General features: G+C 35.6%; 16 protein-coding genes and 1 pseudogene. 7 read left to right on the top strand and 10 right to left on the bottom strand.

Annotation, left to right across the window (positions count from 1 at the left end; all coding sequences use genetic code 11):
- The first annotated feature begins 34 nt into the window (after positions 1-34).
- Positions 35-3,844: an N-6 DNA methylase gene (locus tag HGD76_RS15325; RefSeq protein ID WP_168696297.1), complete on the top strand. Its 3,810-nt coding sequence runs from the start codon at positions 35-37 to the stop codon at positions 3,842-3,844.
- A gap of 246 nt (positions 3,845-4,090) precedes the next feature.
- Here the strand turns inward: HGD76_RS15325 and HGD76_RS15330 are convergent, their stop codons facing one another.
- A complete protein-coding gene (locus HGD76_RS15330) occupies positions 4,091-4,603 on the bottom strand; it encodes a hypothetical protein (protein ID WP_168696298.1) in 513 nt (170 codons plus the stop codon).
- A gap of 215 nt (positions 4,604-4,818) precedes the next feature.
- Here HGD76_RS15330 and HGD76_RS15335 point away from each other — a divergent pair, with 215 nt between their 5' ends.
- Positions 4,819-5,190 carry a zinc ribbon domain-containing protein gene (locus HGD76_RS15335; protein ID WP_168632372.1) on the top strand — a complete coding sequence of 124 codons (372 nt, stop codon included), beginning with the start codon at positions 4,819-4,821 and terminating at the stop codon, positions 5,188-5,190.
- A gap of 25 nt (positions 5,191-5,215) precedes the next feature.
- Here the strand turns inward: HGD76_RS15335 and nblS are convergent, their stop codons facing one another.
- The gene (gene nblS / locus HGD76_RS15340) at positions 5,216-7,186 is read right to left on the bottom strand and encodes a two-component system sensor histidine kinase NblS (RefSeq protein ID WP_168696299.1); all 1,971 of its coding nucleotides are present in this window, start codon (positions 7,184-7,186) and stop codon (positions 5,216-5,218) included.
- Between the two features lie 517 nt (positions 7,187-7,703).
- Here nblS and HGD76_RS15345 point away from each other — a divergent pair.
- A complete protein-coding gene (locus tag HGD76_RS15345) occupies positions 7,704-8,297 on the top strand; it encodes a cytochrome b/b6 domain-containing protein (RefSeq protein WP_015083682.1) in 594 nt (197 codons plus the stop codon).
- Positions 8,298-8,322: 25 nt separating this feature from the next.
- Positions 8,323-9,030 (top strand): molybdopterin-dependent oxidoreductase, encoded by a 708-nt coding sequence (locus HGD76_RS15350; RefSeq protein ID WP_168696300.1) that lies wholly within the window; start codon positions 8,323-8,325, stop codon positions 9,028-9,030.
- Positions 9,031-9,241: 211 nt separating this feature from the next.
- Here the strand turns inward: HGD76_RS15350 and HGD76_RS15355 are convergent, their stop codons facing one another.
- The 8 genes and pseudogenes from HGD76_RS15355 to HGD76_RS15390 all read right to left on the bottom strand — a co-directional run bounded on the left by HGD76_RS15355 (position 9,242) and on the right by HGD76_RS15390 (position 19,364).
- The gene (locus tag HGD76_RS15355; protein WP_168696301.1) at positions 9,242-10,492 is read right to left on the bottom strand and encodes a hypothetical protein; all 1,251 of its coding nucleotides are present in this window, start codon (positions 10,490-10,492) and stop codon (positions 9,242-9,244) included.
- 84 nt (positions 10,493-10,576) lie between these two features.
- Positions 10,577-11,401 (bottom strand): CemA family protein, encoded by an 825-nt coding sequence (locus tag HGD76_RS15360; protein ID WP_233466889.1) that lies wholly within the window; start codon positions 11,399-11,401, stop codon positions 10,577-10,579.
- A gap of 409 nt (positions 11,402-11,810) precedes the next feature.
- A pseudogene (locus tag HGD76_RS15365) lies at positions 11,811-13,988 on the bottom strand (DEAD/DEAH box helicase).
- A gap of 333 nt (positions 13,989-14,321) precedes the next feature.
- Positions 14,322-16,949, bottom strand: coding sequence for a DNA polymerase III subunit alpha (locus HGD76_RS15370; RefSeq protein ID WP_168696302.1), 2,628 nt, complete (start codon positions 16,947-16,949; stop codon positions 14,322-14,324).
- A 137-nt stretch (positions 16,950-17,086) separates the two neighbouring features.
- Positions 17,087-17,554 carry a DUF7689 domain-containing protein gene (locus HGD76_RS15375; protein WP_148766790.1) on the bottom strand — a complete coding sequence of 156 codons (468 nt, stop codon included), beginning with the start codon at positions 17,552-17,554 and terminating at the stop codon, positions 17,087-17,089.
- Positions 17,548-17,889: a hypothetical protein gene (locus HGD76_RS15380; protein ID WP_217357543.1), complete on the bottom strand. Its 342-nt coding sequence runs from the start codon at positions 17,887-17,889 to the stop codon at positions 17,548-17,550. The genes HGD76_RS15375 and HGD76_RS15380 overlap by 7 nt, the downstream gene beginning before the upstream one ends.
- A 257-nt stretch (positions 17,890-18,146) precedes the next feature.
- Positions 18,147-18,605, bottom strand: coding sequence for a hypothetical protein (locus HGD76_RS15385; RefSeq protein ID WP_168696303.1), 459 nt, complete (start codon positions 18,603-18,605; stop codon positions 18,147-18,149).
- A 66-nt stretch (positions 18,606-18,671) separates the two neighbouring features.
- Positions 18,672-19,364, bottom strand: a complete 693-nt coding sequence (locus HGD76_RS15390) for a hypothetical protein (RefSeq protein WP_148760846.1) — start codon at positions 19,362-19,364, stop codon at positions 18,672-18,674.
- 245 nt (positions 19,365-19,609) lie between these two features.
- Between HGD76_RS15390 and acs the strand changes: the two genes are divergently transcribed.
- The 3 genes from acs (at position 19,610) to HGD76_RS15405 (ending at position 22,700) form a co-directional block, all read left to right on the top strand.
- On the top strand, positions 19,610-21,580 hold the full coding sequence (gene acs, locus HGD76_RS15395) for an acetate--CoA ligase (RefSeq protein ID WP_168696304.1): 1,971 nt from the start codon (positions 19,610-19,612) through the stop codon (positions 21,578-21,580).
- 465 nt (positions 21,581-22,045) lie between these two features.
- Positions 22,046-22,306, top strand: coding sequence for a 30S ribosomal protein S16 (gene rpsP / locus HGD76_RS15400; RefSeq protein ID WP_015081384.1), 261 nt, complete (start codon positions 22,046-22,048; stop codon positions 22,304-22,306).
- A 7-nt stretch (positions 22,307-22,313) separates the two neighbouring features.
- The gene (locus tag HGD76_RS15405) at positions 22,314-22,700 is read left to right on the top strand and encodes a KH domain-containing protein (RefSeq protein ID WP_015081383.1); all 387 of its coding nucleotides are present in this window, start codon (positions 22,314-22,316) and stop codon (positions 22,698-22,700) included.
- Positions 22,701-23,033 lie beyond the last annotated feature (333 nt).

The raw sequence follows: 23,033 nt of genomic DNA on the forward strand, positions 1-23,033 counted from the left end.
AAATATCAATTAGGAGCAATACACAGTAAAAAAGATGGATAAAACAAAAATCAAATCTCTTATTTCTCATTTAGGATTTATAGAACAAGAATCGGATATTTTTCAACAAAATTACCGTAAAATATATACTAACCACAAAAATTATGTAATTAAAATTAATTTAACCACTGAGAAAATTGATTATGGGGATAAAATTAAAGTAGAAGACGAAACTACCTCTAATTTTAGTCAACCTGAGAATTTCGTTGTTTTAGAATGTGTGAATAGACTGTTAGAAAAAGGTTATGAACCTAAACATTTAATATTAGAACGTAAATTTCCTTTAGGACGAACTGGTAAAAGTGGAAAATCAGATATTTCTGTTTTTGATAGAGAAGAAAAGTCTTTAATTATCATTGAGTGTAAAACCTGGGGTAAAGAATATGAAAAAGAAAAGAATCGGATGATAGAAAATGGTGGACAACTATTTTCTTATTTACAACAAGATAAAAATACTCGCTTTTTATGTTTGTATACCTCACAAATTCATGATGGTGGTTTACTTGTATATGAGAATTCAATTATCCAAATTAAGGATAGAGAAGAAACTTTAAGATTATTAACAGAAAGTAAGGAAGAGATAAAAAGCTATAAAGAAGCCAAAACAGCAGAAGAATTATATACAGCTTGGAAAGAAAATTTTAACTGCTATTTTGCACCTAATGGAATTTTTGATCCAGAAGTGCAAGCTTATAATCCTGAATATATACCCATTAAGAAAAAAGATTTACAACCCTTTACTGAAGGAGAAGGACGTAAATTATTTAATCAATTTGAAGAAATCTTACGTCATAATAATATTAGCGATAAATCAAATGCTTTCAACCGCATTTTATCCTTAATTTTATGTAAGATTGTTGATGAACAAAAAAATGATAATGATATTACCGATTTTCAAATTATTGAAGGTAAAGATACTCCTGAACAGATACAGGAAAGGTTACAGAAATTATATGCTAAAGGAATGAGAGAATTTCTGAAAGAAGAAATTGTTTATTATTCTGAGGAATATATTGATACATTAGTTAGTAATTTCCCTATACAAACGACTCAAGAAAGACTTAAACAAATATTACGGGAATTAAAATTTTATAGTAATAATGAATTTGCTTTTAAAGAAGTTCACAATGAGAAATTATTTTTGGAAAATGCTAAAGTATTAAATGAAATTATTACTTTATTGCAATATAAAAAGTTTAGATATTTTTATAATGATAACAATGACTTAAAATATCAAAAACAATATTTAGGGGATTTCTTTGAACAATTATTAGATGCAGGTTATAAACAATCTGAAGGACAGTTTTTTACACCTTTACCTATTGCTAAGTTTATCGTTAAATCCCTGCCTTTGCGAGAAATCATTGAAGCTAAATTAAATCAAGAAAGAGTAGATTTTTTACCTTATTTAATTGACTACGCTTGTGGTAGTGGTCATTTTTTAGTAGAAGCGATTGAAGAAATACAAAATATTATTGATACAATTAAACCTGAATTTACTAAAGATATTAATAGATATATTAAACAATATCAAGAATCATCAGATTGGGCTGAAAAATTCATTTTTGGAATTGAAAAAGATTATCGTTTAGCTCGTACTGCAAAAGTAGCTTGTTTTATGAATGGAGACGGACAAGCTAATATTTTCTTCGGAGATGGTTTAGAAGATTATAATGAAAGAGAGCGTCAACTTGCTGATAGCTATGATGTTGTTATTGCCAATCCTCCTTATTCAATTCATGGATTTAAACCCCATGCTTTAAAATTAAAAGATAAATATACACTTTTTGAATCTTTAACCGATAGTTCATCAGAAATTGAAGCTTTATTTATCGAAAGAACTGCTCAATTATTACAAACAGGAGGAAAAACAGGAATTATTTTACCGAGTTCTCTTTTAAGTAATACGGGCATTTATGCTCGTGCTAGAGAGATTATCTTACAAAATTTTCTGATTAAAGCTATAGTTGAATTGAGCGGACAACCAAAAACCTTTATGGCAACAGGAACAAAGACTATAATTTTATTTATGGAAAAGCGAGAGTCTCGCTGGAAACAGGATTATAATTTTGTTGCAGAAGATTATATTATTAATAACCGAGAACGTCCCCATGATTTTACAGATACCAAAGCTCTATTTAGAAGTTATGTTGACTATCTAGGATTAGATTTTGATGATTATAAAACTTTTGTCAGTCGTAATGCTAATGATGGAATAAAAGCTACAGACTGGTATCAAGATTACCGTCACTGGTTTGAAAACGAACCCAGCTTTAAAAATTTACATAAACGAAGAGATTTTAAAATCTTAACACAAGAGGAACAAGAACAGAGAATTGAAAGATTGTTTTATGAAATAGTATTACCTATTGAGAAAGATAAATTTTATTATTATTTATTAAGTTATAATCAAGAATTGATCCAGATAAAATCTGGAGATAAAAATCAAGCTCGTGCTTTTTTAGGATATGAATTTAAAGAAGGAAGACAGGCAGGAATGGAACTTGATAGAGATCAAAAAGGTAATCATAAAACTTTATTATATGATGAAATAGAACAATTTAATCCTGAAAAAGTAAATTACTATATTTATCAATCTTTTTTAGACAATTTGGAAAGTCCTGTTGATGCTGTTAAGGATTATGTTTCCATCGTTGATTTAGTTGATTGTATTGATTTTAAAAGAGTTACGTTTGAAAAACAAATACAATTTATAGAAAAACCTACACTTAAAATTAAATCAAAATATAAACTTGTTACATTTTTGAGTATAGCTACTCTTGAATATGGTAGTGCTTTACCTGAAAATCAGAGAATACAAGGTCAATATCCAGTAATGGGTTCTAATGGTATTGTGGGTTATCATAATGAATATTTGATTCAATCTCCTGCTATCATTTTAGGACGTAAAGGTTCTGCGGGAAAAGTTAATTATATCGGGGAAAACTGTTTTCCTATTGATACTACATTTTATGTTAATCTTAAAAGCGAAGATACTTTACCTAAATACTTTTATTACTTACTAAATTCTATTAATTTACAAAGTTTAGTAGCAGGTATAGGAGTTCCAGGACTTAATAGAAATTTGGTTTATAATATTAAATTACCTTTAACTCCCAAAGAAGTACAAGAACAAATTATTCAAGAAATTGAAGTCTTAGAAATTAGAGAACAAGAACTAAGAAATAATATTGAGGAATTACAAACAAATATCCAAGAAATATTAAATCATTCCTTTAATACTGCACCCAAAATAAAACTATCTCAAGCAGCATCTTTAGAAAGAGGTCGTTTTAGTCATCGTCCTAGAAATGCACCCCATTTATATCAAGATGGTACATATCCTTTTATTCAAACAGGAGATGTAGCTAAGGTCAAGGGAAGAAATATTATCTATTCTCAAACATTAAATGAGGAAGGATTAAAAGTTAGTAAAATATTTGAACCTGAAACTATTTTAATTACAATTGCTGCTAATATTGGTAGTACAGCGATTTTAACTTATTCAGCTTGTTTTCCTGATAGTATTGTCAGTATTAAACCTAACGAACAAATGAATATTGATTACTTGGAATATTATTTAAGAACTCAACAACAATACTTAAATGATATTGCACCTCAAAAAGCACAAAAGAATATTAATTTAGAAATACTTCGTCCTTTATTGGTTGCTTGTCCTGAAAAAAATGAACAAGATAGAATTATTAACGAAGTGTTAGATATGGAGAAATATATCCAAAATTATGAACAAGAAATTCAAACTATTCCACAACAAAAAGAAGCAATATTACAAAAATATTTATAAAAATCAAGCTAACTACTAGAAGTCAGTAGCAGGGCAAGCGCATCTTATTTTTAGAATGCTTACTGGACAAAGGTTTTGACGATTGTTAAGTTTTGTAACTAAAAGTTAAAACCCTTGCTGGGCATGGATTACAGAATTTAGGTGCGTTTGCCCTGAAGTCAGTAGTCAGCTTTATAACAGTAACTCCCAAACTTGCATTTAATAATCTAGAGATTGATCAAACATTCTGATTCCTGAATCCTGATTTTAATCATACAACCAAGTATTTTTGGAAAAATCCTCACTGTCTTGATTGGGTTTTTCTTGAAGTCGTTCTATTGACCTATGAGATTTTTTGTATTGAATGGATTTGGAAATTTGACTAGCTTGTTGACTAAGTTGTAAATGAGGTTGTTGACTAGGTTGGTTTAAAACCTTGATTTCTTCTAGCAACTGAGAGTTAGAATCTGCTAGTTGTAAAGCGGTTTGTTTTGTTTCGTAAAGTTCATTTGTCAAACGTTCTACCAATGCTTCTTTTTCTGAAAAAGCTGTTTGTAAATCACTAATTTGCTTGATTAAAGTAGATTCTTTTTGTTTTAATGTAGAAATTGCTTCTTGCAATTCTTTAATATTGGCTTCTAGTTCTAACTGATTATTATCCGTTTGTACTTGGGTTTCTAATACTGCTTCAGCCGAAATTTCAATTACAGGTTCACCTTGTAGGGGTGTAAATTTTGTGGTTTCTTCTTGTATTAAGTTAGAAAGATTTTTTTTAGGCATTACTTTATCAACTCCAATTACGCCGTCATTATTTAAGTATACGTCTTGAAGTGACAACAAAATCTTATATTCCCAATTTCTTTGCAAAATCAGATTTCAAGAATTATTGACCGCAGATAAACGCAGATAACCGCAGATAAATACGGATGAATTATTGATATTAGTGCAGATAATAGATAAAATTAAGATGTTTAATTACCTATCCTTTTTCTGTTTTGGCTACTATATCTTGTCCTCGTTGTCATCAAATTATTGATAGTCAAGCAATTACTTGTCCTCAGTGTCGGCTATTGCTGAAAGCTTATGGACATCCTGGTATTCCTTTGCACCGCGCTCAAGGAAATGATCATCTATGCGACAGTTGTAGCTATCATTTTGATCATACCTGTAACTTTCCTCAATATCCCTATGCTCAAGATTGTACTCTCTATCAAAATATAGAAGAAAGTGAATTAGAATCGCAAAAGCAAAATTCTAATTATAACTTGAGTACAAGGGTTAATAATTGGATAAAACGCCATCAAACTTTGTTATTAATACTAACTTTGTTATTAGTTTGTTTATTAATAACCTTGTTCAACTCTTGATATAACAGAATCACGAAAACTGCCCTTAAACTTTGTTTACTTCTAAGTTTTCTGGCATAATTTCCCCAGTTGATGAAATCTCTTCCGCAAATATTTCTAAATCAAACCAAAAAGTAGTACCAATACCAACTTCACTCACCAAATTAACTTGACTATGATGTCTGTCCATAATGTTTCTGACAATTGATAAACCTAAACCTGTTCCTTCTAGAGTATGAACTCTATTTTCTACACGAAAGAATCGGTCAAAAATTGCCTGTTGATCTTCTGGTGCGATACCAATTCCTGTATCACTAATTTCAATTCTCACTTTACCAGAATGATGCTGAGAATGAGAATTAGCATCTAGTTGATAAGCACGGATAACTACCTTACCACCAGCTAGACTGAATTTAAGAGAATTACCAATTAAATTCCCAAAAACTTGCAGTAACAAGTCATAATTTCCTAGAACAAAAGGTAAATCATGAGTCAGTTCCTGGCACAGTTCAATACCTTTATCTTTAGCATTAAGCTGATAAGTCCGTAATGTCTGTTCTATGGCTTGTGGTAAATCTACTTTATCAAAGGTGTAACTTCGACCTGATTCAAGTTTTGATAAATCTAAAACGTCATTAACTAAACGGGTGAGTCTATCAGTTTCATTATTAACTGTTTGCAGAAATTCTTTGCGTTCATCAATCCCTAGATCTTCACCATAATCATGTAGGGTTTCAATATAGGTTTTAATGTTAAATAAAGGTGTACGTAATTCGTGAGAAATGTTGCTGATAAATTGGCTTTTTGCTTCATTTAGTTCTACCTCCCGGCTAATATCTTGGACGGTGATAGCTATGCCTTTAATACTTTCTCGTTGCAGGTTGAGAACTGTGGTTAAAACAATGCGAATTGTGCGTTGAGTAGGTTGTTTGAGGAGGATACGAAATTCGGCACTTTCACATTCACCTGCTGCCATTTCATACAAAGTCCGGGATATTTCCATTTGGACACTATGGGGTAAGTGATGCAGGATATTACTACCAACCACATCCACTCCTTCCCAAGCAAAAATCCGTCTGGCGGTGGGATTGACTAATATTACTTGCATATTATTATCAATCAAGACTGCACCATCAGCAATGGTGGAAACTAAGGTTTCTAATTTAGCTTTTTCGGCAGTTAATTCTTCAATATTTTGTTCTTCATAACGTTCTAGCCGTTCTGCCATTTCATTAAAGCTGAAAATTAGTTCTCCTAGTTCACCACCTAGAGGTATATCTATCCGTTGTTTAAAGTTTCCAGCCGCAATTTGTTTAACACCTACTAGTAATTCTTTAATAGGTTTAGTAATAGTTAAAGCATTAATTACTCCTGCTAAAATCACCATAACCCAAATTGTGATAAAAACGGCAATGGTAACATCACGGGTGAAATTAGTGGATATGACTGCGGTTTTATTAGGGTCAATACCAACTGCTAACACACCTAAATATTTGTTATCTACTATTAAAGGCACAAATACATCGGTAACTGTACCATCGGGGGTGTTATGCTGCCTAACCATTGGCTGATTTTGATTACCAGGATAATCTTCTGGTAGTTGGATATGGCGCTTAATAGTGAGGGAGTTTTCTACCTCTGGTTCCCAAAAAGGAAGACCAAAAAACATTTGCCCAGTTTCATCAGCGTATAACATATAACGCACGCTAGAAGTGGCACTGAAAAAACGTTGAGAAAATTGGGCAACTTCAGTTAAATTGTGATCAGCAATTAGGGGGGCTACATTTGCGGCCAGGAGTAATCCTAAATCACGACCAAAGCGGGTATCATTGAGACGTGCATCTTGCTGAATTGTGTTTACAGCCCAGAAGGTCAAACCACTCATGACCAAGGAAACCATGAGGGTGGCGACGGCTAGGAGTTTGGTCTGAAGGGTAAACTCTGACCACCAATTGGCGAGTGCTTTTGATGCACCAGAGGCGAATTCATCTCGGAAATTTGTAAAAAGAGCCAGCATCTTAAAATACGGTTGTTAGTAGTTCGTTGTTTTCTATCCCAAAAACTAAAAATTGCCAGTTAATTTTCCAAACGTGCTAGGAATTGGCAGGAGGGACAGGGGACAGAGGAAAGAATATAGTTGATCTTTTACCTCTTCTTTTCTAATTTAACTATGTTTTTGGAGTAATCGTAAAAACTTAGTTGCAAGAGAGGTAATGTAATGGGACTATTACAATGTAAAATACGTAATCATCTAGAATCGAAAATTGAGAATATTTCAACTTTCTAGGGTTAACAAACATTCTCACTCAGAGGGTGTTTGAAAAGTTATGGTTGATGTATCAAATATTTTTTACCCCACCCTAACCCTCCCCTTGTAAAGGGGAGGGAACTGGATTTTTATTGTTTCCCCCCTTTACAAGGGGAAAGGGGGGTAGCAATGTGATGAAAATTACGGAATACCACTTTTCAAACATCCTCTCAGTCAATTATCCCCAAAATACTGATAACGTAATTAAATTTTTCCTATTCTATCTATGAATTCTCCGGAAACACCACGTAAATCACCCACCCAAGCAATAGGGGCAAAAATTTTCCACTATTGTAATTTCATCAGCTTATTTATTATGATCACCAGTGGATTGCAAATTTATAATGCTAATCCTGTTTTTGGCGGCCGTGGTGGATTATATATTTTCCCCCTGTTTACTTTAGGTGGTTGGTTGGCTGGAGGTAGACATTGGCATTTTGCAGCCATGTGGCTATTTTCTCTGAATCTTTTCTGCTATGGAATTTATATTTTCGTTACCCAACGCTGGAAAAATAGATTTGTTAGCGAAAAAGATATCAAGGCATTACAAAAAAGTCAAAATCACCAACGTTTAAATTATGCTTGGCATCGAATTATTTATACAGCAATCATTCCTATTTTATTACTGGCAATATTTACAGGCATAGGAATGTACAAACCTGCTCAATTTTATTGGATAGTTGATATTTTTGGCAGTTGGCAAGCATTAAGAATTGTCCACTTTGCTGCTGTACCAACAGTGGTAATATTTGTCTGGCTTCATTGGAAGTTAGGGCAGAAGGTAGGGGGAAATCCCCTGACAAAATCTATATTTTTGTAAAAAATAGCAGGATTTAGGCATCAAAATGAATAATCATGAATTTACCCGAAGAAGGTTTTTACAACTTTCTGGTTTATCGAGTATGAGTTTATTACTTGGTGGTTGTGGTACACCTATATTTGCAGATTTAGTAGGGAAACTTTCTGCACCTCTCAATCAGAAATTTGAAGAATTAATATTTCAGCCTCAAAAGCCAGTTCCAGAATTTCTACCTAATCAAATTGAACCAAATAAGTTAATAATTAATAGTTTTAAATCTACACCAGTTATTGATCTAGCAAAATATCGTTTAATTGTAGATGGTGAAGTAAATCATCCGCTGAGTTTGAGTATGGCAGATATTCAAGCCTTACCCCTTACTTCTATGATTATTCGTCATGTTTGTGTAGAAGGCTGGGCGGCAATTGTGCAATGGGGTGGCATTCGTTTGCGGGAAATTATCGCCCTTTCTCAACCTAAATCCTCGGTTAAATATGCCTATTTTAAATCAGCAGATGGTTATTATGAAAGTTGGGATATAGCTTCAGCTTTACACCCACAAACCCTATTAGCTTATCAAAAAAATGGTGCAGCTTTGCCTGTGGAAAATGGTGCGCCTTTGCGGTTAGCTTCACCCATTAAACTTGGCTATAAACAAAGTAAATGGGTGACACGAGTTACTCTCACCAGTGAGTTATCAACTGTTAAAGGTTATTGGGAGGATTTGGGTTATGAATGGTTTGCAGGATTGTAAATAAAGTAGGAGTCAGGAGTCAGGAGTATGGCTAACGCCACGCTTCGCTATCAGGAGTATGGCTAACGCCACGCTTCGCTATCAGGAATCAGGAGAAAGAAAATTATCTAATTACCACTGACAACTGTACGGGCGAAGCATTTGGAGAACTATTTTTGGCAATGACCGATAATTTATCTTCCAAATGCTTCGCCCCTACTGACAACTGACCTTATTTTTTCACTAAAATATAGGCATTTGTATATTCAGGTAATTTTTGAATGTATTGCTCAAAAGCTCTTTCACTGGTGAAAGTTCCTGCTAAAAAATCAAGTTGATAAAGATTAGGTAAAAATGCTCCACCTGTATCGGCAATTACGCCCATTTTTAAACGTTTCTGTCCACTCTGATTATCTTCAATGACAATTATTCTTCCTAAACCAATATTGAGAACATCCCCAGCAAATGTTACTCCTGGTTTAATGGATATTTTGGCATCTATTTTATATCCATAGCCTTTAATTGCATCAACTTCTTTAAAATACCAATAACGTGTTTGTGCAGTTGCTTTTAAGCCCCGAATATAGGACATTCCATTATTTCTATCTACGTTTAAAAACTCTTTAGTTCCATCTGTAAAATTAACTAATACTGTTCCCTGCATGAGTGCTGCTTCTAAACCACTGCGAGTTAAATAAGCAATGGGTTTAACTTTACCAAATTCTTTACCTCCAGGTTCATAAATACCTGATAAAACATCTTGTTTTGTATATTGAGTGTAAAATTTTTCTTGGCTTACTTCTTCGTTAATAGCGTAGATTGGCGTATTATATGTAGAAGTTTTTTGTCGAGAACCGGGATGAATAAAAGCTGCATATTTAGTAATTCTTAATTGTTTCTGCTGCGGATTTTCTGGGTTATGAGCAGACCATTTAATTACGCGAAAATTGGCGTTAATAAAGTTAGGATTTTGTAACCGAGTTGTTCGCTTATTAGAAATGTCTTCTTCTAAGACGACAATCATAAAATCTAATGTTTTCAGAATATCTTTAACGGTAACTCCTTGAGTTACTAAGATGCCTGTGCGTTGAATATCGGGATCTTCTTGAGAGTATTTCTGAAAATATTGTCTAGTATTTGTGAGTACGGTTAACAAATCAGCTTGATTAAAATTTATGGGATTATTTGGTAATTTCCCTATTTTTAATACTTGATTAGAATTAACACTATATTGATATTTTCGCCATTCATTGATGACTGAATAAAATGTGGATCTTTCATTACTTTTGGATTTTATATTAGATATTTTTTGCGGAGATATATCATGAGTAAATCCTTTAGTTGGAGAATTTACTATTTGGGATAATGATAAATTTTTAACAATCTGTTGTTGTTGAATTGGCTGTTTATTAAGAAAACTCACTACTAATAAGCTAGTAATAAATGCTGTGACTTTTAATTTTTGATTAAAGAGGATACGCATAATTCATGAAAATAAACAATGATTACCCCCCATTTTAGCATTCTCAGAATTATTGACAATGGGAAATCTGCCCAATTAAGATGATTAATCATTCATTTCTTTTAAGGTAGCTAATGCTGAAGGTGATAAACGACTAAGATACCGGAATATCCAATATTTAACTATAGTGTCTAAAATTACAGGAAATGTGGCAATAAACATAAATATATAATTTCTACTCGCGGGTAAACCTAAGTGTTCTGCAAATTCTTCCAGAATTATTTCCCAGCCATGTGGTGAGTGAAAGCCTACAAATACATCTGTAGATAAGATAATTAAAAAAGCTTTAGCACTATCGCTTAAACCATAAACAATTTGATCTACAAAGTGTTGAAGAGAAATAATATCTTTGGCACTAAAAACAATTACTAATGCAAAGGTAATTAATGCTATAATGTCTGCAAATATATTACTAATAGCGTTAGCACTTTTATCTCGAAATTTTGCTGCTAGTTCTAGGGCTTTTTCTTTTATCTTGGATTCTACATTTTCTGGGGAATTTTTCCATTCTGAATCCAGAAGACTTTTAAACTTTAATTCTGCTCTAAATATTTTTAATTCATCAAAAGCTTCTTTCTCCATTTCCTGATTGAGAAAAATCAGGTGAGAGTTTTCAGTTCTCATCTTCTCTACTAAGGGAAGGATAAATATCCGCTTAGATAGTTGATGAGTGAGAAGGGGAACAATAATTAGCAGTAATAAGAATTTGACAGCTATAGTTGTCCGCTGTCTGGATATTTGATATTTTTTAATAAATTCTTGATCTGTATTCGGAGATATATCACTAAAAATTTTTTTGAAAGTTCTACCGATTGATCTAGGAAATATGCCAGTTTTTAAGAATGTAAATGGTTGTGATGGTTTTTTCACGATTAGATAAATCTAGTTTGAGATGAGATGTAGTCATCATAGCAATTCTTCCCTGATTGGAATCAACCTGATCATCCTACCTAGGAAGTTACAATTTGAGTTTGTTATTAAATAGGGGGTGCTGAAAAAGTTGTCTGTGAGGGCTAGGAGTCAGGAGTCAGGAGGAAGAATTAGAAGAAGAGAAGAATAGTATTGAATCTGGTCAAGTGATAGGTTTTTGCTGATTTCAACCCTTATTCCTTGCACCTGATTCACCTTTTTTACCTTCAAACTCTTGATATATCTCAGTTCTAGGTTTATTCAGCAGCCCCTAAATAACACTACTAGATGTTTTATACTCTCCAGTTTGCAAATGCAAGCTGGAGTTATACAGCATTGAATTTAATTACCTGATATTTTCGGATAGTGCTTACTCACTATCTCCAATATCACGTTTAGGTGGACGCTTGTAAGTAAAAGTAAAACTCTCTCCACTAGCTATGACCTTTCGCATTTCCTCATACATAGGATAACTACCAACACCGCTTAAATTAGCCCAACCTCGCGCCCTGGTTAAAGCCACAAATAACTGGTTGCGGAAATTCACATCATTTTCATTCCGCGCTACATTATCAAAACCCACCACATAAACCATATCCGCTTCATGTCCTTTAGCGCGAGTAATCCGTGATACCGTTACACCACCTTCGTGCCAAAATTTATCAGGATCATGATTGGGATATTGGGGAACTAAATCATTTAACTTTAAAGCTGTAGGGATATAAACATCAATGTCATATTCCATTAAAAAGCCAGCTATCTGGGTTTCTAATTCCATTGCTTCATAGGTAGATCCTAAAATTACTACTAAAATATCTCGGCTGGGGTTAAGTCCGTCATGGACAATATTGTGCATAATTTTCTCAGCCAAAGCCTTCATTTCTTCCTGACGAGAACCATAAGTTTCAAATTCTAATACAGGTTTTCCCCAGATTTCTGATATGGGATTTGGTGAGTTTTCTGGCGGACGGCGCAATGTAATTTGTCTACCAGAAATAAATTTACTATCGCCGACAACTTCATAACCAATTTCCTTCCATGCTTTTTGATTTGTGAGTCCTGTCAGCATTCCTTCTGGACGTAACAAACCCATACCAATAGCGTGAGCAGATGTGAGAATTTGACCTGGTGTACGATAGCAACGGCGCATAATTTCTGATTTTTTAATGCCACCTTTATAGCTACCAGTTACCGCCTTATTAAGATTAGTATCTATCCCAAATAATTCTGGTGCGGTAGGAATTTTTAAACTATCTAAACTTTGAGCTTCGTCATAAGCCCAAATCAAGCGTTTTTGTTCTGGGTGTTCAGAATCAGCAGGTCGTAAAGATTGATAAGCTAACCAATAAATAGCTTGTTTGTCCTGATATTTTAAATCATCTTCGGCTACTAAATCTTGACCTTCATCAATTAAGATGGCATCAAACATTGGTTCAATAGTAATTTCTTCCAATAGCCGTTTACTTAAATCTATTAAACCTCGATTTGGCTGTCTTTCATTGGTGTTTTGTACAGTTCCTGGTCTTTTACCATGATGTTCACAAATAATGCGATATAAACCTGGTTGTTCCTTTGCTCCCCAAGCATGAAACACTTGTAATTTAGAGTTTGTTTTTGGGTCATAGTGCATTTCACCACAACTAAAACGCTTTATTCATTGGTCGAGTAAACCAATCATTAAATCATATAAAGAACGGGTAAAAAATACTAAAGCAATATCCCAATCTGGATGTTTCAGGTGCATATGTGCGGCTTTTTGACATAGTAAAACAGTTTTTCCTGAGCCGGCAATACCGCGAATGCGCTGAGGACCGGGGGGAATTTCTTTACCAATATGTTCTTGTTGTAAATCAATCTCATAGAGTTTTTCTCGTAAACTATCAATGACATTAGAACGGGTTTTCCCAGTGGTATTGACTTGATTTCGGGGAGGTTTCCGCAATACAGGTGTACCGCCTATCACTGATAATAATAATTCCCAATTTTTAGCTTCTAAATCTGCTCCAGGAATGACAATATTAGCTTGTTGAATTTGTTCAATTAAAGCAACTTTTCCTAATTGGTCTTGAAATATAATTGGCGGAATATCTGGTAATTGGTCAAAGCCTTTTTGCTGCCATTGTTCTGTGGTAATTTGCGGTAATGCAACTATGGCTCTACCATTAACTTTTCGCCAAAGTGCTGTTTCTCTATCACTATATGATATTAATGTTCGCAGTTGATGTTCTGCTTGTTGGTAGGGATTTATTTCTGTGGTGTCAGTATTTTGCAACTGCCATTGTTGACCATTAATAGCGGCAATTTGGTCAATATTTATAGATTTGACTTCAATTACAACTACACCAAATTCTCTATCAACTATTAAGATATCCGGCTCTTTTCTAATTTCTCCAGCTTTGGAAAAAATGGGATAACGCCAATACCCAATGCAGTTTCTATCAGCAAAGGTACTACGGAAAGCGTCCCAAACCTTCTGTTCTCCGTCTTGATTTTTGATTGCTTCGGTGGTGATAAACTTGCTACCCTGTTCTTCTATGCCAACAGCCATTTTCTTTACCCGTCTAAAATGGTTACGTATTTTAAGTTACCATTACTAATGGGCTTTAAACCAGTGAGAATATACTGATATGTAATTGTATAATCAGTATGCTATGTATGTGTATATAGTTATATGTGGTTAGTTAAGTAGTTAATTTTTAACGAACCACAGAGGCACAGAGGGCGCAGAGGTAAATAAAGAAGAGATGTGAATACTGATCTTAAGTATTGTTGAGTCGGGTTAAGTTTGTTTGTTTTTTGAAGTATAAAAGTCAACAATTACATTTTGCAAGCTCCTACTCTCTGCGACTCTGCGCCTCTGCGTGAAAAAAAATTCATCCTTTCATTCAGCAACACCCACCTGTAATAAATCCAAACCTTGGGCAAAAATCTCATCAATTGGTAACATTTGCCCGGCTTCAGTCATGAATTTATGGTCTTTTGTAGCGCGAATAATTGCCCCATTTTCTAACAAATATTCATAAACTTCTTGCTGTCCCCGATTATGCCATTGGGCAATTGATTGAGTATAAAGCATTCCATTACTATCAATAGTATAGACTTTACATTCAATTTGTTTTTCAACAATTTCCCCAATCTCTAAAAAACCATATTCAACAGTTAAAATTTCTGTGTCATAACTTAAACAGTATTCGGCAAACTTCAACATATCCCCAAATAAATGTTCAGAAACTTGGGGTATTACACCATTTTTTGCCGAACCATCAATAAAATTTTGCTTTTGTTTCTCCATTTCTGATACTTTCTTTTTACCCATAGCCCGACGCAGTAAATCAGCTTGTCCTAAGCTATAACCAGCCATATCTTGAGCAATTTTCATAATTTGCTCTTGATAAACCATGATTCCGTAGGTTTCATTTAAGATTGGTTCTAAAATTTGAGTATCATATTCAATTTCTTCTCGTCCATGTTTACGATTAATAAATTTAGGAATTAATCCTGCATCTAATGGTCCTGGGCGATAAAGTGCTAAAATGGAAGAAATATCTTCAATGTTTGAAGGTTTTAAATCTCGGACTATCTGTTTCATTCCTGAAGATTCTAATTGAAATATCCCTTCTAAATCACCTGCTTCTAATAATGAATAAGCTTTAGCAACGTCTTTTGGTAAGTTAGTATGATCACCTTTAGCTAATATTTTTTGTGCTTTTCTTTCCTGTCCGGTAATTTCATCAGGATCAATTCGATATCCTTTACTTTGTTCAATTAAATCAATGGTTTTTTGAATTAGGGTTAAGTTCCGCAAACCCAAAAAGTCCATTTTTAATAATCCCAATGATTCCAAATCTTCCATGAAATATTGAGTAATTACAGAACCATCATTATTTCGTTGTAGAGGAACAAGTTCATCTAATGGTTCTGCGGAAATAACGACACCAGCAGCATGAACCCCGAAGGTTTTGTTAGTTCCTTCAATTCGCATGGCCATGTCAATCCAGCGCCGTACAGTGGGATCATTATCATATTTGGCTTTAAATTCTGGTTCGGGAGTTTCATCGGAAATCATCACTTTCAGTTTTGTGGGTTTACCCCGAACTACAGGAATCATTTTCGCCATTTTGTCAGAATCCCCATAGGGAATGTCTAACACTCTAGCGACATCTTTTAACACTGCTTTTGATGTCAGACGGTTAAAAGTGATGATTTGGGCAACTCTATCAACACCATATTTATTAGTTACATAATCAATGACTTGATCTCGTTTATCAATGCAGAAATCTGTATCAATATCCGGCATTGATTTGCGTTCAGGATTGAGAAATCTTTCAAATAATAAGCCATGATGTACGGGGTCAATATTCGTAATTTTCATGGCATAAGCTACTAAAGAACCTGCCGCAGAACCCCGTCCTGGACCGACGGGAATATTATTATCTCGCGCAAATTTGATGTAGTCCCACACTACTAAAAAGTAGGTGGAAAATCCCATTTGTTGAATCATTTTTAATTCATATTCCAATCTTTCTTTATAGACTGGATCTACTTCGTTGCGAGATTTGCGTTTTAATCTTTCTAAAAGTCCGTCCCAAGCAACTTCTTCTGCATAGGTATCTGCTGTATGTCCTGAAGGTATTTGGGGTGTGGGAATTTGGGGATCACCCATGATGTGATAAGGTTCAACTTTATCAGCAATTTCTTCTGTGGTGGCTATGGCTTCAGCAATGACATCATCGGGTAAATGGTCACGGAATAACTGGCGCATTTCCTCTGATGATTTGAGGTATTCTGTGCCGCTATATCGCATTCTTTTATCTTCGCTGATGAGTTTGCCGGTTTGAATACATAGCAAGGCATCATGGGATTCTACATCAAAACAAGAAATAAAATGGGAGTCATTTGTAGCAATAAATTTAATCCCTAATTCTCTGGCAATTTTAACAATTTCTACATTCACAATCCGGTCTTCTTGTGAACCATGATCTTGAATTTCTAAATAAAAATCTTCTCCAAATACATCTTTATACCATTTGGCAACTTTTCTGGCTGCATCTGGCCGATTACTCAAAATTGCTTGGGGAATTTCTCCCCCTAAACAAGCGCTAGTAACTATTAAACCTTCACGATATTGTTTGAGTAAATCTTTGTTAATACAAGGACGGGAAAAAATGCCTTTACCTTGTACTCCTTGAAGATGGGAAATTGTGGTGATTTTAACTAGGTTTTTATAGCCTTGGGTGTTTTTTGCTAATACGACTTGATGATATTTGGGACGGCGTTCTTGTTTGTCAATATCACCATTTAGGATATACATTTCGTTGCCAATTATTGGCTTTATAGTCTTACTGCGGCAGATTTTAATGAGTTCAACTGCCCCATACATGACACCATGATCTGTGAGGGCGATCGCTTTCATTCCTAATGCGATCGCTCGATCTACCAATTCTGGTAGTTGACTAGCACCATCAAGCAAGCTGTAATCACTGTGAATATGTAAAGGAACAAATGACATATTAGTCTTTGGTAAAATAAGGGGATTTTAAATTAACAGTTTTTAGTTAATATCTTGTGCTGGGAAGGGAGTAATTAACCGGGTATGATATATGTGGAGTCAAGTAAGCGATCGCTTTTTTAACTATTCTTCTAGTTTCAAATTGGTCTTTTCATAATACAGGTAACTTCACCATAACCAGGATTACCAGTTAAACCTTGTAAATTATTATGCTCTATATCTTCGTCTTGACCTAGCTTACTTGTCCATTTACCATCAGGTAATTGTCTAGCAACGTGGGTTGGTGTTTTATTGGAATTAACGTATATTGCTATTTTTTGAAATCCTGGTTCTAAAGTATCATCTTCACAGACTTCATAACCAAGAGTTTGAAATGCTTGCTCAAAAGCGTTAATGGTCTCCTCTCTAGGAACATCTGGAGGCCAGTATTCTTCATTTTGAGCATCTGGCCACCACCAATTTTGATCGTCTTCTGCTGCCCAAGCAACACAATTGTAATCTGTTGTATCTGGGCTTGTAAGCTTGTATCCGTGGATGACTAGGTTAGGAAAATCTCGTTCAATAAATGTTTTTACATAGTTAACCCAGGCGTTATTACTTACCAATTGTAGCCCCTTTGCTTTCCCCATTCGAGCCATGCTTTAGTCATTTTTTCTGTATTTCCTCTGTACTCTGGAGGTACAGGATCTTCTCTGGAAATAGATTTTAATGCCCAAAACCAGCGTCCAGATTTCTTTTCAAGCTCTCTTAGCAGTAGAGGTATGACGACTTCACCCATGCCTATAATTTGTTGATAGGCAGGGTGCATACACATTTGGTTAGTTGATGATATACCACGATTTTCTTCCCGCCATTGATTGGCAAGTGTGATGAAAGTTGCTTCTATTTCTGCCTGTCTGGAGGCGGTTTGTAGTTTTTCCATATTGCTGCTACTGTACATGATTTAATTTTAGGATATATGGGGTTACTATAGATTACTAAACCTATCGCTTTATGGTGATTCCGATTTTCTATTTACTCGTACTGCATAAACAATAGCAGCTTTGACATCTTTTGTGCCAAGATGTATAGTATAAAATTTTCACACCGATAACTGTTAGCTTGTACAGTTTTTAGCTAAAACATTATATACCACAAACAAGATCCCCGACTTCTCTAAGAAGTTGGGGATCTGAAACTCTCTGAAACTCTCGAAAACTATACTTCAACAATTCTAGGTTCTGAATTTTTGTGACAACACTTGTTGACAAAATAACTAGCTAAATCCAATAATTCCAAATTATCAATATCAAGATCAATATCACTTACTAACACATCTTTCACAGCCGATATTTTGTCATTTTCTCTAGAGATTCTCAAACATTCTTCTAAATCTACTGCTAAATCAAACAATGATGTATCTCCCACATAATTTCTGATTTTGATAGCCGCATCATCATCACTAACTAAAAAGTCTTTAATAGAATCAAATAAAGGATTAGATATTTCATCATCTCCCCAGGTTTCTAGCCAATCACCTTCCACATCTTCGACATAAATATGAACAAAATTTAGTCCATAATTTAACCAATCTTGCTGCATATTCCGGGCTGCTGCTAACGCTTCTGTCAGGTTTTCGAGTTGAGCGCTATTATTAGTCTGTTGTTGGTTAACCATAAATGGTATTTTCAGCGGATTAATGATGTTAGCTAGGACACAGATTTCGATTTCAATATTCGGGAATCAGGAGAAATTCATATACTTCCCTTCCGCAAGATGATCACTGTTATACAGTGCAACATTGACTAGCTGATGAATAAAATCATTGTCTTGGGGATTGTAACTGAGAAATAATCCTCTTTCTATTTCCCACAATTGCAGTGAATTTTGCCACTTTTGATACTTGGTGTTATGAAATTCTTCACTGACACTGGTAACTTGAATACAGAGTGGTTTATTTTGGTGATTGCTAACTATCAGGTCTGTTGCCATAGAAAGGTCAGCTATATAACGCCGCCAAAAATCCCCTTCTCGATGAACAACATCCTGAGCTATATATTTAATGATATCACTATCAGCCTGATTAAATTCCCCCGCCATCATTTTTTTCTTCCAAATATAAAATTTGGTGTCTGTGGCGTTTATCCATTTAGGAAATAGACAACTGTACCAATATCTTTCATTGGCGGTCATTTGCTCAAACTGGAGTTTTTGGTCTTCCTCTGAAGGTAAAGATTTAATTGCTAACCAAACCTTAGAGTCCGTAATTACTTCTAATAAAAAAGCGACAACGATGGGTTTGGATATCAGTGAACCAAGCTTGATATGTTTAATCCAACGGTTGATATCTCTTAATTTTATCGTGAGACTTGGATCTATTTCAGCGGCTTGCTCGATTAGTAAATTTAGTTTATCCTTAATTTCTCTGGCTTGCAAACTATACCCTATTGTAAAACACTAACACAGCATCTAAAGAGTGATATCCTACTAAATCGGTAAATAAGGTTGTTAAAAACATGATCATTATTTTATCTTAGGGTGTACTGAATAATTTAGCATTAACTAATTGTCGGACTAGAGTAGGACTAGTTGAGCAGATCAGTAAATAATCTTTACACTCAGCACAACTTCGTTAAAAATAGTTTTCAGTCACAATATCATTATCATTTGCATCCATCATTATGTCTCAACCAACCATAGAATCCATCTTACAGGAAAAGCGGCTATTTCCGCCTAGCAGTGAATTTTCGGAAAATGCCCAGATCAAAAGTTTAGCAGATTATCAGCGACTTTACGACAAAGCCAAAGCAGATCCTCAACAATTTTGGGCAGAATTGGCGGAAACTGAGTTACACTGGTTTCAAAAATGGGACACTGTCCTAGATTGGCAACCACCTTTTGCTAAGTGGTTTGTCAACGGTAAGATTAATATTTCTTACAATTGTCTTGACAGACATCTCACTACTTGGCGGAAAAATAAAGCGGCGTTGATTTGGGAAGGAGAACCGGGAGATTCACGGACTCTGACTTATGCCCAATTGCATCGGGAAGTGTGCCAGTTTGCAAATGTATTAAAGCAACTAGGAGCAAAAAAAGGCGATCGCATTGGGATTTATATGCCGATGATTCCCGAAGCTGCCATTGCTATGTTAGCCTGTGCGAGAATTGGCGCACCTCATAGCGTTGTTTTCGGTGGTTTTAGTGCTGAAGCTTTGCGCGATCGCTTGAATGATGCCGAAGCTAAGTTAGTAATCACAGCGGATGGTGGTTGGCGCAAGGATGCAATTGTACCCCTCAAAGAACAGGTGGATAAAGCTTTAGAGAATAATGCAGTTCCCAGCATTACAGATGTGCTAGTTGTCAAACGCACAAATCAAACAACACAGATGGCAGCAGGACGTGACCATTGGTGGCACGATTTACAACAAGGCGTTTCTGCTGATTGTCCCGCTGAACCTATGGACAGCGAAGATATGTTGTTTGTTCTCTACACTTCCGGTAGTACAGGCAAACCGAAAGGAGTAGTCCACACCACAGGCGGTTATAACTTATACAGCCATATTACTACCAAATGGATTTTTGATCTTCAAGATACTGATGTATATTGGTGTACTGCCGATGTCGGTTGGATTACGGGACATAGCTATATAGTTTATGGACCCCTTTCCAACGGGGCAACCACTCTCATGTATGAAGGTGCGCCCCGTGCTTCTAATCCTGGTTGCTTCTGGGATGTCATTGAGAAATACGGTGTTAATATTTTTTATACTGCACCAACGGCAATTCGCGCCTTTATCAAAATGGGTGAACACCATCCTAACAAACGTAATCTTTCTTCTCTGCGATTACTGGGAAGCGTGGGTGAACCCATTAACCCCGAAGCTTGGATGTGGTATCACAAAGTTATCGGTGGTGAACGTTGTCCAATTGTGGATACTTGGTGGCAAACGGAGACAGGTGGGATTATGATTACACCTCTACCTGGGGCAATTTCCACTAAACCAGGTTCAGCCACTCTCCCCTTCCCTGGTATTATTGCGGATGTGGTGGATTTAGACGGGAATTCTGTCCCTGATAATGAAGGTGGTTATTTAGCAATTCGTCATCCTTGGCCGGGAATGATGCGGACTGTGTACGGTGATCCTGATCGTTTCCGGCGGACTTACTGGGAACATATTCCGCCCACAAATGGTAATTATACGTATTTTGCTGGTGATGGGGCGAGAAAGGATGAGGACGGCTATTTCTGGGTCATGGGGCGCGTGGATGATGTTCTGAATGTCTCTGGACACCGCTTGGGGACGATGGAAGTAGAATCTGCCCTAGTGTCTCATCCGGCGGTGGCTGAGGCTGCGGTGGTGGGTAAACCGGATGATTTGAAGGGTGAGGAAGTTGTGGCTTTTGTGACTTTGGAAGGGACTTATCAAGCCAGTGAGGAGTTGAGTAAGGAACTGAAAAAGCACGTTGTCAATGAGATTGGAGCGATCGCTCGTCCTGGTGAAATCAGGTTTACTGATGCTTTACCGAAAACCCGTTCTGGGAAGATTATGCGGCGTTTATTGCGGAATTTGGCATCAGGACAGGAAATATCGGGGGATACTTCGACTTTGGAAGATCGCAGTGTGTTGGATAAGTTACGGGAAGGGAATTAATTTAGGTTAGTTTTTCAACACTGTGTAAAATCTGTATGGGGTGGGCAAAATTGCCTACCCTATATTATGATTTGTTTACCATCTATTCACAGCGTATATTGAGAGAGATTTTTTACCAACTGTCGGACTTTTCAAACACCCTCTAATTATACATAGTTGAATTTACTACAAAAGGGAAATTTCTTCTCCCGATTTCTTACTCGAATCTAGTTTTTGCGTCATCTGTCATATTCTATGATACTGCGTGTTCCTCGCTGACTTGATTTTTTTCTCCTACCCCTACTTATTGAGCCGATACTTTCCAACTGACAACTGACAACTAAACTAATCGCCATTCACGGCTAGAAAGTGCTAAAATTAGCATTTCAGTGTTGGAAGTTGTGAAGGCGGGTATAATGTCCCCATCACTTCCTTATCAATCAGTTACAAACTCACTCACTAGGAACAGGAGAAACAGTTCTCAACATGATCAAATTGCGTTTAAAAAGATTTGGCAAAAAGCGCGAAGCAAGTTACCGGATTGTTGCTATTAACAATCTTGCCCGTCGTGACGGTCGCCCCCTAGAAGAACTAGGATTTTATAACCCCAGAACTGATGAAGTAAAATTAAACATTCCTGGTATCATTAAGCGTCTACAACAAGGCGCTCAACCTACCGATACAGTTCGTAGTATCCTCGTAAAAGCTAACGTTTTTGAACAGGTCAGTGCAACAGCCGCATCATAGTCTTGAGATGAAATCCCTAGCCACCAGTCCCAATTATGTTGGGCTGGTAGAGTTTCTTGTGCAGCCGTTTTTAGAATCTCCAGAATCTTTAAGCGTTGATTGTGAAATGTCTCAAACCCTCAAGCGGGCTTGGGTTCGCATTGCTTTTAATAGCACAGATAAAGAAAAAGTGTTTGGTCGAGGGGGACGAAATATCCAGGCAATTCGCACTGTAATTGCCGCAGCAGCCGAACTAGCTGGGCAATCAGTATACCTGGATATTTATGGCAACAGTTCCCAAAGTCGGGAAAGTGTGTCTTTTGATGAAGAACAGGAAGAGCGGATACTACCACCCAAGTCGAAAGAACGAGAGAACAATATTCCCAAACCTGTTGTTAAACCACGTTTACGCTAGTACCGCAGGGCGGAATTAAAAATTAAAAATTAAAAATTGAAAAAGCAAATTACAAAAGCTTTTTAGTGGTTTTTAATAATTAGTGATTTTTGCCGCACTCTCCTAGTTAGTTTAAATGGTTGGTAACAGATTTAATTCTGGGAAAGATGGAGAGAGGGGACAACAGCATTGTCAAATCTTGGCGAATAATTCCGTTTTTATGGCGGATTTACCAGCCAAGAATTAACAAATGTTGTCAGCCCATTTCCCAATCATACAAATACTAATTAACAGAAAATTATAGAATTTTCAATTTACATTTAATCGGAAAATATTAATTTTGTTAACAACTAC

It is taken from the genome of Dolichospermum flos-aquae CCAP 1403/13F (assembly GCF_012516395.1).
GTDB lineage: Bacteria > Cyanobacteriota > Cyanobacteriia > Cyanobacteriales > Nostocaceae > Dolichospermum > Dolichospermum lemmermannii.